This window comes from Streptomyces sp. JLSY215 (assembly GCF_059682825.1).
Window position 1 is genome coordinate 6,043,162 of the sequence record NZ_CM185022.1, and the last position, 14,724, is coordinate 6,057,885.

General features: G+C 71.7%; 7 protein-coding genes. 1 reads left to right on the plus strand and 6 read right to left on the minus strand.

The genetic code is table 11. The features are described 5' to 3' along the window. Positions 1 to 90: 90 nt before the first annotated feature. The 6 genes from AC5677_RS27070 to glgX all read right to left on the minus strand — a co-directional run bounded on the left by AC5677_RS27070 (position 91) and on the right by glgX (position 13,098). Positions 91 to 1,722 carry a M4 family metallopeptidase gene (locus AC5677_RS27070; RefSeq protein ID WP_497190526.1) on the minus strand — a complete coding sequence of 544 codons (1,632 nt, stop codon included), beginning with the start codon at positions 1,720 to 1,722 and terminating at the stop codon, positions 91 to 93. Between the two features lie 286 nt (positions 1,723 to 2,008). Then, on the minus strand, positions 2,009 to 4,318 hold the full coding sequence (locus AC5677_RS27075) for a M4 family metallopeptidase (protein ID WP_497190527.1): 2,310 nt from the start codon (positions 4,316 to 4,318) through the stop codon (positions 2,009 to 2,011). A 523-nt stretch (positions 4,319 to 4,841) separates the two neighbouring features. Continuing rightward, entirely contained in the window at positions 4,842 to 6,467 is a 1,626-nt protein-coding gene (locus AC5677_RS27080) for a DHA2 family efflux MFS transporter permease subunit (RefSeq protein WP_497190528.1), read from the minus strand. Positions 6,468 to 6,854: 387 nt separating this feature from the next. Continuing rightward, on the minus strand, positions 6,855 to 8,810 hold the full coding sequence (locus AC5677_RS27085) for an ABC transporter ATP-binding protein (protein WP_497190529.1): 1,956 nt from the start codon (positions 8,808 to 8,810) through the stop codon (positions 6,855 to 6,857). Then, on the minus strand, positions 8,807 to 10,738 hold the full coding sequence (locus tag AC5677_RS27090; RefSeq protein WP_497190530.1) for an ABC transporter ATP-binding protein: 1,932 nt from the start codon (positions 10,736 to 10,738) through the stop codon (positions 8,807 to 8,809). Before AC5677_RS27090 ends, AC5677_RS27085 begins: the two co-directional genes overlap by 4 nt. Before the next feature lie 89 nt (positions 10,739 to 10,827). Continuing rightward, positions 10,828 to 13,098: a glycogen debranching protein GlgX gene (gene glgX / locus AC5677_RS27095; RefSeq protein WP_497190531.1), complete on the minus strand. Its 2,271-nt coding sequence runs from the start codon at positions 13,096 to 13,098 to the stop codon at positions 10,828 to 10,830. Between the two features lie 250 nt (positions 13,099 to 13,348). On the opposite strand from glgX, the gene AC5677_RS27100 reads away from it, so the two are divergent. Beyond that, on the plus strand, positions 13,349 to 14,665 hold the full coding sequence (locus AC5677_RS27100) for a L,D-transpeptidase (RefSeq protein ID WP_497190532.1): 1,317 nt from the start codon (positions 13,349 to 13,351) through the stop codon (positions 14,663 to 14,665). Positions 14,666 to 14,724 lie beyond the last annotated feature (59 nt).

Consider the following 14,724-nt stretch of genomic DNA (forward strand, 5'->3'; position numbering starts at 1 on the left):
CCGGACACCGCCCGCCCGAGGTCACGTTACCCCGGGACGATCAGCGCGTTCCGTGCGTCTGCGGCACGGTGCGCGGTACTGCTGTGCGCGTTACTTGACCGCGACGCCGTCCCACGCGGCCTCGACGCCCTTGACCTCGGGGCTGCCGGCCTTGTAGAGGTCCGTGGCGGCCTTGACGGTCGCCTCGCGGGCACCCTTGTAGTCGGTGTTGGAGGTCATGTACTCGGTCAGGGCCTTGAACCAGATCTTCTCGGCCTTGTCCCGGCCGATGCCCTCGACCTTCTTGCCGTCCGCCGTCGGGCTGTCGTACTTGACGCCGTTGATCTCCTTCGCGCCGCTGCCCTCGGACAGCAGGTAGAAGAAGTGGTTGGCGACACCCGAGGAGTAGTGCGGGTCCAGGCCACCGGTCTCGGAGTCCCAGTTGTCCTTCGACTGGCCGTCCTTGCTGGGCTTGTCCATGTAGCGCAGCGGCGTGCCGTCACCGTTGATGTTGATCTTCTCGCCGATGAGGTAGTCGCCCGGGTCCTTGTCGTTCTTGGCGAAGAACTCGACCGAGGTGCCGAAGATGTCCGAGGTGCCCTCGTTCAGGCCGCCGGACTCGCCGCTGTACTCCAGGTTGGCGGTGGCCGAGGTGACACCGTGCGACATCTCGTGCGCCGCCACGTCCAGGGCGGTCAGCGGGGCCTTGTCGTCCTGGCCGTCGCCGTAGGTCATGCAGAAGCAGCTGTCGTCCCAGAAGGCGTTGACGTAGCTCTTGCCGTAGTGGACCCGCGAGGAGGCACCCTTGCCGTCGCCCTTGATGCCGGAACGGCCGTGGACGGTCTTGTAGTAGTCCCAGGTCACGCCGGCGCCGTAGGCCGCGTCGACGGCCGCGGTCTGCGGGTCGTCGGGCTTGCCGGTGCCCCAGTTGTCGTCGTCGTCCGTGAAGGCCTTGCCGTCGCCGGACTCGCCGTTCTCCAGGTTGGTGGTCTTGTGACCGCCGCGCCCGTCGTCGGTCAGCGTGAAGCCGTTGCCCTCCTTCTTGGTGCCCAGCTCGACGCTGCCGCTGTACTCGCTCTCGCCCTTGCCGGTGTGGATCTCGTCGTACTGGAAGAGCTTCTTGCCGGTGTTGGCGTCGGTGATGACGTGCAGCCGGCTGGGCGTGCCGTCCTTGCGGACGCTGCTGACGACCGTGTCGTACGCGAGGACCGGGCTGCCGGAGGCGGCCCAGACGACCTTGCGGGCGGTCTTGGCGGCGGCCGACCTCGCGCCGATGGACTTCGCCGCGACGCCCTGCGCCGACTTCTGCGCGGCCGCCGGGGCGATCTTCGCGGTGGTGGAGGCCACCTTGATGGCCTTCTCGGTGGACTTGGTGGTGCTCTTGATGGCGCCGCCCTTGGCGGTGTGCACGATCATGTCGCCGCCGAGGACCGGCAGTCCGGCGTAGGTGCGCTCGTAGCGCGTGTGCGTGGTGCCGTTGACGTCCTTGATGACGTCCTTGACGACCAGCTTCTCCTGCGAGCCGAGCCCGAGCGCCTTGGCGGTCATCGCCTTGTTGGCGTCCGCGGCCTGCAGCAGCTGGGCGCGGTGCGTGGAGCTCAGCGTCAGCGGAGCGCCGCCCAGCGCGGTGGGCTGGTTGGTCGAGGCGCCGGCGGTACCGACGGTGATACCGGCGGCCAGCAGGGCCGCGGCCACGACGGAGGTACCGATCACACGGGTCTTACGAGATATGTGGGGGGTCACGCGTGCTCCTTCAACTTTGCCAAGTGGTGGGGGTGCAAAGCGATGCGGGTGTGACATGCGTCGGGAAGACTGCCATTCGAACGCGTGCATGTCAGGAGTCTGGTGCAAGGTTGGCTGAAATTCGTCCGTAGAGAGGGGAGCGCTGTTCGTATAACGGAACGGGGCGCCGCCCCCGATGTTCCGGGGACGACGCCCAATTCGCTTGCTCAGCTGGTCAGTTGAGACGACGGATGCTCACCGGACCGTTCCTGCCATACGAAGATGACGGTTCGGTGGCACCGCAGGCTCAGAACGTGAGCTTCCAGCCGTTGATGTAGCCCGAGTCCTGCGCGTAGATGTCCTGGACCCGCAGCTTCCAGGTGCCGCTCGCCGCCTTCGAGGAGGCGTTGACGGTGTACGTGGTCTTCACGTTGGCCGCCGAGTCGAACGCGCTGGCGTTCTTCAGCCGGTACGCCGTACCGTCCGGGGCGATCAGATCGATGACCAGGTCACCGCGGTAGGTGTGGACGATGTCCACGCCGACCTTCAGCGTGCTCGGCGCGTTGCCGCTGCGGCTGACGGTGATCGGGGAGGTGACCGCCGCGCCCGCGTCCGGGATCGCCACGTCATCGGCGTTCTCGAAGACACTGCCGCCGCCCGCCGGGTTGACCGTCCAGGTGAAGGCGGCGGTACCCGTCTTCTTCGCGGCGTCGGTGACCGTCACCGTCACATTGCTGGTGCCGGTGGCGGTCGGCGTCCCGGAGATCAGCCCGCTGCTCGCGTTGATGGACAGCCCGGCCGGCAGCCCGCTCGCCGCGTACGACAGCGCGCCCGCCGTTCCGCTGCTCGCCTTGATCTGCAGGCTGGCCGCCTGGTTCACGGTGCTGGTCTGGTTGCCCGGGTTGGTGACCGTGACCCCGCCGCCGTCCGGCACGCGGGAGCCGACATTGACCGCCGCCCAGGTGTTGGCGACGGTGTTGTACGACGCGCTGCCCTGGCCGAAAAGGTCCGCCGCGGCCTGGAGGGTGGCGGTGCGGGCGCCCGCGTAGTTGGTGTTGGCGTTCATGTACTGGCTGAGCGCCTTGAACCACACCTTCTCGGCGTTGGCCCGGCCGATGCCCGGAACGGGCAGGTTGTCGAAGGTCGGGCTGTCGTAGTGGACGCCGCCGATGTCCTTCGGCCCGCTGCCCTCGGACAGCAGGTAGAAGAAGTGGTTGGCGACACCGGACGAGTAGTGCACGTCCTTGTTGCCGACATCGCTGGACCAGTAGTCCGCCGAGCCCCCGTCCTTGCTGGGCTTGTCCATGTAGCGCAGCGGGGTGCCGTCGCCGTTGATGTCGATCTTCTCGCCGATGAGGTAGTCACCGGGGTCGGAGGCGTTGTTGGCGTAGAACTCCACCGCCGTACCGAAGATGTCCGAGGTCGCCTCGTTGAGGCCGCCGGACTCGCCGCTGTACTCCAGGCCCGCGGTGTTGGAGGTGACACCGTGGCTCATCTCGTGGCCGGCCACGTCGATGGCGGTCAGCGGGGCGGCGTTGCCGCTGCCGTCGCCGTACGTCATGCAGAAGCAGCCGTCGTCCCAGAAGGCGTTGACGTAGCTGTTGCCGTAGTGGACGCGGGAGTAGGCGCCGACGCCGTCGCCCTTGATACCGCTGCGGCCGTGCACGTTCTTGTAGTAGTCCCAGGTCTCCTGCGCGCCGTAGGCGGCGTCGACACCGGCCGTCTGGGCGTTCTGCGGCGTACCGTCGCCCCAGGTGTCGTCCGCGTCGGTGAAGAGCGTGCCCGTACCGGAGGACCCGTGCTTGAGGTCGTAGGTCTTGTGGTTGCCGCGGGTGGCGTCGGTCATCGAGAAGTTCGGCGCCGAGCCCGACGTCCCGAGGGTGACCTTGCCGCTGTACTCGCTGTTGCCGACGCCGGTCTCGATGCCCTGGTAGGAGAAGATCTTCGCGCCGGTCGTGGCGTCCGTGATCACATGCAGCTGATTGGGCGTGCCGTCGTCCTGTAGCCCGCCGACCACCGTCTCGTACGCCAGTACCGGCTTGCCGTCGGCCACCCAGACGACCTTGCGCGGTGCCTTGGCGGCCGCGGTCTTCGTCGAACCCAGCGACCGCGCCGACTTGAGCGCCTGCGCCTCGGCCGCGGCCGGCGTCACCTTCGCCGTGGTGCCGGCGATCTTGAGCTGGGAGCGCACGGCCTTGGTGACGCCCTTGAGCGTGCCGCCCTTGCTCTCGTGCACCACGAGGTCACCGCCGAGGACCGGCAGTCCGGCGTAGGTGCGCTCGTAGCGGGTGTGGACCGTGCCGTCGGCGTCCTTCGAGACGTCCTTGACGACCAGCTTCTCCTGCGCGCCCAGCTTCAGCTGCTTGGCGGTCCGGGCGGTGGTCGCGCCGGCCTCCCGTATCAGCTCCGCACGCTGGGACGGGGACAGCTTGGCCGGCAGTGCGCCGGGGCGGGGCGTGGCATGCGCCGTGCCGGGCCGCGGGGCCGCGGCCGTGCCGGTGCCGGCCTGTACGCCGACGGCCAGCAGCGCGGTGACGGCGACGAGCGCGCCGGCCGCCGTGGTGCGTGCGGGGGAGGTGCGGCGCCGTGGGGTGGACCCATGGGGGGTGCGTCTCACACTGACTCCTTCTGCGGTGGCCGCGACGTCGAGGGCGCGACCGAGGGGGACCGGGCGGTGAAAGGGCCGTCCGGGCAGAGCGAGGCAGAACACTTGGAGCGTGTGGGGGGAGACGTACGTGTGCGGGTGCACGGGTGCACGGGTGCACAGGTGCAACCGGTGGTGCCGTGGTACGGGCTGCCGTCGGGTGTGGGGCTGTGGGGGCCCGTGCGGCGGCTGCGGGGAAGAGTCCCACCACTGACGGCCGGTTGTCAGGCTCCGTTCAACTAATTGGCCGGAAAACGTCCGTTGCGCGAAATCGGTGTCCGGAAGCCGGACGCGGCGTCGGGGCGGGGGCGGATGCGCAGGAGGGCCGTCGCCTCGTCCGGACCGGGCGGCGCCGATCCCTCAACGCCCTTTGTTCCACGGGGAGTTATGGCGGATTGCTGCGTCGTGCACGTTCCGGATGGTCGATGGTCGCCTCCGTGCCCTCGCCGGCGACGACGGTCGCGGCCACCGGGCCGCGACCGTCGTCATTGCCGGGTCAGTCCCGCGGTGCGGTGGGGGCTTGCCTTCTGAGGGCCTGCTCGGTCGTCGGCTTGCGGTGCGGGCGGAAGAGGAAACAGAACGCGACGGCGGCCACCAGGACCAGGGCGCACGCCATGAAGGTGGTCCGCATGGCGTCGACGAAGCCGGTGGCGAACGTGTCGGCGGTGACGCGTGCGTACCGGCCGGTCGTGGCGGGGCTCAGGCCGCCGGGCGGCGTGGGCGGGCTGTAGTGCCGCGCGGCGGCCGCGCTCTGGCGGATGAACTGGGCGCGCAGGTCCTCCGGCAGCCGGCCGGCGAACTGCTCGGCCGCGCTGCGCAGGGTCGAGGAGAGGCGGGCCGACAGCAGGGCGCCCAGCACCGCCGTGCCCAGGACGCCGCCGATCTGCCGGGTGGTACTGGAGACGCCGGAGGCCGCCCCGGCCAGCCGCGGATCCACGCCGTCCATGGTGGCCTGCTGCAGCGGTGCGAACGTGGCGCCACTGGCGGTCCCGATGATGATCAACCCCGGTAGCAGGTGCCACGCGCTGCTGGTGGGGCCGGCCATGACGGCCAGCACCAGAAGGCCGACGGCCAACAGCGTCATCCCGGCCATCAGGACGTACTTGCCGCCGAACCTGTCCGACAGCCGCCCGGCATACGCCGAGCCGATCGCGGTGAGCACGGCGTTCGGCAGCACCACCAGGCCCGTCTCCAGCGCCGAGTACCCGCGCGCCGTCTGCAGGTACAGCACCAGCACGAACATGATGCCGATCATGCCGAGTTGAAAGACGAACCCGACCCAGTTGCCGACCGCGAAATTGCGCGCGCCGAACAGCGCCAGGGGCACCAGGGGTTCGTTCCGCTGCCGGTGCTGCCACCCGACGAACGCCGCCAGCAGCGCGACGCCTGCGACGATCACCGAGGTGATGCCGACCGGTCCGGCGATGGTGCCCCAGTCGTAGCGCTCCCCCTCGATCAGGCCGAACACCATGGCGCTCAGCCCGGCGGTGGCCAGTGCGACGCCGACCAGGTCGAGCCGGTGGGTGCGGCCGGACCGCATGGGCGGTGCGAAGGCCAGCGCCAGCACGACGGTGATGATCCCGATCGGGACATTGAGGAAGAAGATCCAGCGCCAGCCGAGGTGGGCGAGCAGGAAACCGCCGACGACCGGGCCGACGACCGGGGCGAAACCGACGATCGCGCCGAACAGGCCGAACGCGCGGCCGCGCAGCTGTGGCGGGAAGATCGTCAGGATGGACGAGATCACCTGGGGGAACAGCAGTGCCCCGCCCAGTCCCTGCAGCCCCCGGGCGGTCAGCAGCTGGGCCGGTGAGCCGGCCAGCCCGCACAGCGCCGAGGCGAGGGTGAAGGCGATGATGCCGATCACGTACAGCCGGCGGTATCCGAAGATGTCCCCCAGCCGCCCGGTGCTGATCAGCAGCACCGAGAAGACCAGCAGATAGCCGTCGACGATCCACAGCACCTGGTCGTAGGAGGCGCCCAGGTCGTGGATCAGCGTGGGGACGGCGACGTTGACGATGGATCCGTCGAGCAACGACATGAAGAAGCCGATGCACATGATCGCGAGAACCAGCCACGGACGCTGCGTGACCGGGTGTGAGGGGGTTTTGTTTTCCGGCACTCCGGAGACCTCCCTGAGGGAACCGGCTCTGCTGGTGGCGACGCGGACCGGGCCGCTGATGCCGCAACAGTGCCGACGCCGGAGCGCGGTCCCCGGCAGATCCCTGGGGGCGCGGAAGGAACCGGAAGGGTCGACGCACGTCGCCACGTCACAGAACACCCTTTTCCAGGATGTGGTGAGTGACTTCCACCTTCCCCGCGTCATCGGGACGCGGGTGAAGCTGGTTGGCGAGGCGGAAAGCCCAACGGTGAGAAGTCGGCTCGCACCGTAACACAGCGCCTTCGGCCCGCATGCGACTGGAGGCCGGAGCAGGCTCCGTCGCGCCCAACTGGCTTCATCGCACGCGGCGTTGTGGATCCCGCAGGCCGTACCGCTCACACCGCGCTCTCACACCACGCTCTCGCGCCAGGCCTGGTGCAGCTGCGCGAACCGGCCGCGGTCGGCGATGAGTTCGCCGGGCGGGCCGTCCTCGACGATCCGGCCGTCGGACATGACCAGGACCCGGTCGGCCGTCTCGACCGTGGACAGGCGGTGGGCGATGACGACGGCCGTGCGGCCGCGCAGGACGGTGTCCATGGCGCGTTGCACCGCGCGCTCGCCGGGGATGTCCAGGGAACTCGTGGCCTCGTCCAGGATGAGCACCGACGGGTCGGCGAGCAGGGCCCGCGCGAAGCCGACCAGTTGGCGCTGACCGGCGGAGATGCGGCCGCCGCGCTTGCGGACGTCGGTGTCGTAGCCGTCCGGCAGGGCGGCGATGAAGTCATGGGCGCCGATGGCCTTGGCGGCGCGTTCTATCTCCTCGCGGGTGGCTTCGGGGCGTCCTACGGCGATGTTGTCGGCGACCGTGCCGGAGAAGAGGAACGCCTCCTGGGTGACCATGACGACACCGCGGCGCAGCTCGGCGGCGGACAGGTCGCGCAGATCGACGCCGTCGAGGAGGATCCGCCCCTCGGTGGGGTCGTAGAAGCGGGCCAGCAGCTTGGCGAGGGTGGACTTGCCGGCTCCGGTGGCGCCGACCACGGCAACGGTCGTGCCGGCTGCGAGGGTCAGATCGAAGCGGGGCAGCACCTCGCCGCCGGTGCGGTAGGCGAAGCGCACGCCGTGGAAGGCGGCCTCCCGGCCGGGCCGGCCGGCCGCGACGGCGGGCAGCGGAAGCGGCCGGGCGGGCTCGGGGACGGAGGGCCGCTGGGCGAGCAGCCCGGCGATCTTCTCCAGGGAGGCGGCCGCGGACTGATAGGAGTTGAGGAACATCCCCAGGCGGTCGATGGGATCGTAGAGGCGGCGGAGGTAGAGCACCGCGGCGGCGAGCACGCCGAGCGCGAGACCGCCGACGGCCACGCGGTAGGCGCCCCACAGGACGATCGCGGCCATCGCGATATTGGCCACCGTCCGGGACGAGACGACATAGCGGGCCATCTCCAGGATGGCATCGCCGTTGACCCGCTCGTGCCGGCGGTTCAGCAGGGTGAACGCGGCGTCGTTGGGGCGTTCGCGGCGGAAGGCCTGCACCGGCCGGATGCCGTTCATGGTCTCGGTGAACTTCACGATGAGGGCGGCGGTGGCCGTGGACTTCGTGCTGTAGACGCGCCGGGAGCGGCGCTGGTAGGAGCGCACGAGGAGGTACAGCGGCCCGGCCGAGGCGACGGCCGCGGCGCCGAGGCCCCAGTCCAGGTAGATGAGGGTCGCCGTGATGTAGACGGTCTGGAGGACGACGGTGATCAGTTCCTGAAGGCCCTCGTCGAGGAGTTCGCGCAGCGACTCGACATCGGTCGTGGCCCGGGAGATCAGCCGGCCGGACGTGTAGCGCTCGTGGAAGTCGAGGCTCAGGGCCTGGCCGTGGCGGAAGATCCGGCCGCGCAGGTCGAGCAGGACGTCCTGGCTGACCCGGGCCGAGAAGAGGATGAACGCGAACTGGAGGCCGCCGGAGGCGGCGGCGCAGAGCGCGGCCGCCACCGCCACCGTGATCAGCGGACCGTGGTCGCCCGCCCGGAGCGCCGGCACCGCGCGGTCGAGGGCGTACGCGACGATCAGCGGGCCGGCCTGGACGGCGGCCTGCTGGAGCAGCAGTACGACGGTCGTGAGCCAGACACGGCGCTTGTGCGGCGCCAGCAGCGAACGCAGGAGGGTGCGCGAGGCCCCGCGGGGGGTGGGGAGTACATCGCGTTCGAAGGCGTCGGGCGCTTCCGCTCCCGCTTCCGCTCCCGCTTCCGCTCCCGCTCCCGCTCCCGCTTCCGCGGCACCGGGGGAGCCGGGGCCGGGGGTGCGTCCCGCTGGGCCCGGGTCCTGCTCCGGGCGCGGGTCCTCCTGGCCGTCGGCGTGCGCATCGGGCGTGGTCGTCGTCATCGGGCCTCCTCCCTCTCGCGGCGGTCGGCGTCGCCGGACATCAGCGCGGCGTACTCGGCGTTGTCCCGGAGCAGTTCGTGGTGGGTGCCGACGGCGGATATCCGGCCGCCGGAGAGCAGCGCCACCCGGTCGGCGAGCAGGACCGTGGACGGCCGGTGGGCGACGACCAGGGCGGTGGTGGTGGCCAGCACCTGGCGCAGGGCCGCCTCGACGAGGGCCTCGGTGTGGACGTCGAGCGCGGAGAGCGGGTCGTCGAGTATCAGGAAGCGGGGGCGGCCGACCACGGCACGGGCCAGGGCGAGACGCTGCCGCTGGCCGCCGGACAGGCTCAGGCCCTGCTCGCCGACCTGGGTGGCGGCGCCCTCGGGCAGCGCGCCGACGAACCCGTCCGCCTGCGCCACCGCCAACGCCCGTGCGAGAACGGCCTCCTGGGACTCCTCGGTGTCGCCGGCGGCCATCAGGACGTTGTCCGCCACCGTCGCCGAGAACAGCGTCGGCTCCTCGAAGGCCATCGCCACCAGTGCGCGCGCCTCGTCCCGGCGGAGCGTCGCAAGGTCCCGGCCGTCGAGGGTGATCCGGCCGGCGGTGGGGTCGTAGAGCCGCGGCACCAGCGCCGTCAGGGTCGTCTTCCCGCTGCCGGTGGCGCCGACCAGGGCCATGGTCTCGCCGGAACGGATGTGCAGGTCGATGCCGCGGAGGGTGGGCGGGGCGTCCGCCGGGGCGTCGGGATAGCGGAACTCGACGCCCTCGAAGCGCAGGCCGTCCCGCTCGCCGGGCGGCCCGCCTCCGGAGTCCGCGACGGGCTCGCCGCTTGGGTCCGCCTTGGGGTCCGCCGCGAGCCCCGGCTCGGGGTCCGCCGCGCCGCCCGTGCCCCCCTCCGCCACGGTCTCCTCGTCCATCACCTCGAAGTACCGGTCCGTGGCCGTCGCCGCCTCATTGCTCAGGGCCAGCAGGAAGCCGATGGAATCCACCGGCCAGCGCAGCGCCAGCGCCGTGGAGAGAAAGGCGACGAGGGTGCCGGCGGACAGCGCGCCGTCGGCCACCTGGAGCGTGCCCAGCACCAGGGCCGTACCGATCGCGATCTCCGGGAGGGTCGTGATCAGGCCCCAGATCCAGGCCAGCAGCCGCGCCTTGTGGAGTTCGGTCGTACGGACCCGGCGCGTCAGGTCGCGGAAGGCGCGGGCCTGGCTGCGGTGGCGGCCGAAGCCCTTGATGATCCGGATGCCGAGCACCGACTCCTCGACCACCGTCGCCAGATCGCCCAGCTGGTCCTGGGCCCGGCGGGCGGCGAGCGCGTACTTGGCCTCGAAGACCGAGCACAGCACCGTCAGCGGCAGCACCGGAGCGAGCAGCACCAGCCCCAACGACCAGCGCTGCACCAGCAGGATCACACAGCCCACCACGATCGTCGTGGCGTTGACCAGCAGGAACGTCAGGGGGAAGGCGAGGAAGAGGCGCAGCAGCGAGAGGTCGGTGGTGGCGCGGGAGAGCAGCTGGCCGGAGGCCCAGCGGTCATGGAAGGCGACCGGCATCCGCTGGAGGCGGCGGTAGAGCGCCTCGCGCATGGCCGCCTCGACCGCGGCGAGCGGCCGCGCCACCAGCCAGCGCCGCAGCCCGAACAGCCCCGCCTCGGCGAGCCCGAGGAGCAGCAGATACCCGCCGCCCAGCCACACCCCGCCCGGATCGCGCGCCGCCACCGGCCCGTCCACCAGCCACTTGAGGACCAGCGGGATCACCAGTCCGAGACAGGACGCGAACACCGCGACGAACGCGGCCGTGAAGAACCGCGCCCGCACCGGACGGAGGAACGGCCACAGGCGCAACAGCGAGCGCACCGCGGAGCGTTGGGCGTCGCCCGTACCGCCGGACGGGGGCGCGGCACGGTCAGGGGTCGGGTGTTCGGGCGTCGTCTGTGCGGTAGCGGCCACACTCGCGAGCGTAAGGCGCACCACTGACAATGCTCATGCGGTTTTCGCCACGCGGAAGGCGCCGGGCGCGGAAAGCGGGGCGCCCCGCCTCACCCCGGCACCGCCCGGAACAGCATCACCGCCCGCCCCGGCACGGTGACCGTGCCGCCCGCCGGATGCCCGTTCCCGGGTGCCCCCGCCACCGGCTGCTCCTCCCGCGCGGTGTCCAGGAGCAGCTCGTACGAATTCGCCCAGGGCGGGCCGGGAAGGACGACGGGCCGGGGGTGGGCGTCCGCGTGCAGTACGGCGAAGAAGCTGTCGTCGACGATGCGGATGCCGCGCGCATCGCGCTGCGCGATGTCGTTGCCGGAGAGGTACATGCCCAGGGTGGCCCCCGGCGCGTACCAGTCCTGTTCGGTCATCTCCGTGCCGCCGGCCGTGAACCAGGCGAGATCGCGCAGTCCGCCCCGCCGCTGCGGCCGGCCGGAGAAGAACGCGCGGCGGCGCAGGACGGGATGGGCGCGGCGCAGCGCGATGAGGCGGGCGGCGAGGTCGGCCAGCGGCCGCCACTGCGGGTCGTCGAGCAGCGACCAGTCCACCCAACTGGTGGCGTTGTCCTGGCAGTAGGCGTTGTTGTTGCCGTGCTGGGTGCGGCCCATCTCGTCGCCGGCGACCAGCATCGGCACGCCGGTGGACAGGAGGAGGGTGGTGAGGAGGTTGCGGAGCTGGCGGCGGCGCAGGGCGGTGATGTCCGGGTCGTCGGTCTCGCCCTCGGTGCCGCAGTTCCAGGCCCGGTTGTCGTGGGTGCCGTCGCGGTTGCCCTCGCCGTTGTCGCCGTTGCGCTTGTCCTCGTAGGTGACCAGGTCGCGCAGGGTGAAGCCGTCGTGCGCGGTGATGAAGTTGACGGAGGCGTAGGGGCGGCGGCCGCCCCAGGCGTAGAGGTCGCTGGAGCCGGAGAGGCGGTAGCCCAGGTCGCGGACGTCGTGCTGGGCGCCGCGCCAGAAGTCGCGGACGGTGTCGCGGTAGCGGTCGTTCCACTCCGTCCACAGGGGCGGGAAGGCGCCGACCTGATAGCCGCCGGAGCCCACGTCCCAGGGTTCGGCGATGAGCTTGACGCGGCGCAGCACCGGATCCTGGGCGATCACGGCGAGGAACGGCGAGAGCATGTCCACGTCGTGCAGGGAGCGGGCCAGCGCCGCGGCGAGGTCGAAGCGGAAGCCGTCCACGCCCATCTCGGTGACCCAGTAGCGCAGCGAATCGGTGATCAGCCGCAGGACGTTGGGCTGGACGACATGCAGGGTGTTGCCGCATCCGGTGTAGTCGGCGTAGCGGCGGGCATCGCCGGCCAGGCGGTAGTAGCCGCGGTTGTCGATGCCCCGGAGGGAGAGCGTCGGGCCCCTTTCGCCGGCCTCCGCCGTGTGGTTGTAGACGACGTCGAGGATGACCTCGATCCCGGCGTCGTGCAGCGCCCGCACCATGCGCTTGAACTCGCCGACCTGCTGGCCGCGGGTGCCGGTCGCGGCGTATCCGGCGTGCGGCGCGAAATAGCCGATGGAGTTGTACCCCCAGTAGTTGCGCAGCCCCCGGCGCACCAAGTGGTCCTCGTGCGCGAACTGGTGCACCGGCAGCAGCTCGACGGCGGTGATGCCGAGCCGGACCAGGTGTTCCAGCGCGGCGGGGTGCGCCAGCCCCGCGTAGGTGCCCCGCAGCTCCTCCGGGATGCCGGGGTGGCGCATGGTGAAGCCGCGTACATGCAGCTCGTAGAGGACGGAATCCGGCCAGGGCGTCTTGGGCCGGCGGTCGTCCCGCCATTCGTCGGGCCCTCCCTCACCCCCGTCCCCACCGCTGTCGTCGGCGACGACCACGCCCTTGGGGACGTACGGCGCCGAATCGCGGTCGTCGCGCACCGTGTCGGCGACCCGCTGCTCCGGCCAGTCGCGGACGTGCCCGTAGAGCTGGGCGGGCAGCGCCCGCCCGGAGCCCACCGCCTCCGTACAGGTGCCGAAGTCGCCGTCCACGGCCCTGGCGTACGGGTCGAGCAGCAGTTTGGCCGGATTCCAGCGGGCGCCGGACCAGGGGTCCCAGCGGCCGTGCACCCGGTAGCCGTAGCGCTGTCCGGGGCGTACGCCGGGCAGGAAGCCGTGCCAGATCTCATGGGTCAGTTCGGTGAGCGGATGGCGCGTCTCGCGGTCCTCCTCGTCGAAGAGACAGACCTCCACGGCCTCGGCACCGCCCGCCCACAGGGCGAAGTTGGTGCCCGCGACGCCGTCGGAGGCCGTGCGGTAACGGGCCCCGAGGGGCGTGGGGCTGCCGGGGCGGATGACGACGGGCGGGGCGAGTGGTCCGTCCTCGACCGCCTCCTGCTCGGGTGCGCTCGACACGTGCCGGCCTCCTGGGGCTCATGGCTCGGTCGGGCGGCGGCCCGTGCAGCAGGGCACCCCCCAGCGTTGGCTGGGGAGAGTCCCGGCCCTGCGCGCGTGGCTCCGCCCTCCCCGTTGTTCTGCCCGCAACCGGGCGTTGCCTCACGTTTCCCGTCGGCGTGGGGGCGCCGCGGCGGACTGGTGACATCTGAGGACATTCCGCGCCATGGCATTCCGCACCGTTCCGCAATCTTCCGCCACAATGCGGCACATGACCGGCGGTGAGATGCGCGCAGTGAAGGATCCGGCGAAGGCTCCGGCGAGGGTCCCGGCCGAGGACCCGGCCGGAGGCCCGGCCGGCGAAGGGGCACCGCGGCGGGTGCGCACGCGGGTGCGCCGCCGCCCCCGTACCGCCCTCGCCGTCCTGGGAGTCCTGCTGGCCGCGGTGCTGCCCGCCGGCTGCGGCTCCTCGGACGGGGCCGGCGGGGACAAGGCGCCCTCCCGGGAGCCGGAGATCCGGGTCGTCCCGCACGACGGCGCGCACGGCGTACGGGCCGGCGGCCGGTTCGAGGTGCGGGTGCCGGCCGGGCGGCTGGAGCGGGTGGAGGTCCGGCGGACCGGAGAGGCGGGCCGACAGCGGGTCGCCGGGCGGATCTCGCCCGACGGGCTGATCTGGCGCCCGGCGGGCGGCGCGCTCGCCCCCGGCTCCCGGTACACCGTCGACGCGGTGGCCCTGGACGACGCCGGTCACCGCTCCGCCCGCCACACCACCTTCACCACCTCCGTGCCGCGCGGCCGGTTCGCCGGCTTCTTCTCGCCCGAGGACGGCACCACCGTCGGCACCGGCATGATCGTCTCGCTGGAGTTCAACCGGCCGATCGCCGACCGCGCGGCCGTCGAACGCGCCGTCACGGTCACCGCCCGCCCCGCCGTCGAGATCGCCCCCCACTGGTTCGGCGACCGGAGGCTGGACTTCCGGCCCCGCACGCGCTGGCGGCCGGGCACCGACATCTCCGTCGCACTGAACCTGCGCGGTGTGCAGGCCGGGCCGAACGCCTACGGCACACAGCGCAAGACGATCCACTACCGCGTCGGCCGCGACCAGGTCACCACCGTCGACGTCGCCCGGCACACCCTGACGGTGCGTACCCGCGGCCGGGCGTCGGCCACCTTCCCGGTCACCGCGGGCGACGCCGAGAACCCCACCTACAACGGGAAGATGGTGATCCTGGAGCGCCGCTCGGTGACCCGGATGAGCGGGCACACCGTCGGCTTCGGCGGGGAGTACAACATCCCGGACGTCCCGCACGCGATGCGCCTGACCAGGTCCGGGACCTTTCTGCACGGCAACTACTGGGCACGGTCCCAGGTCTTCGGCGCCGCCAACACCAGCCACGGCTGCGTGGGCCTGAAGGACATCAAGGGCGGCGGCCGCAGCACCCCGGCCGGCTGGCTGTTCCGCCACTCGATCGTCGGGGACACCGTCCAGGTGCGGCACTCCCGGGGCGGCACCCTCGCGCCGGACAACGGTCTCGGTGGCTGGAACATGCCGTGGGAGAAGTGGCGGCGCGGCAGCGCGCTGGGCTGAGACGGGACGGGCGGGGGCGCACGCCCGCGGCCGCCGGGGCGTCCCCACACTTGCACCCG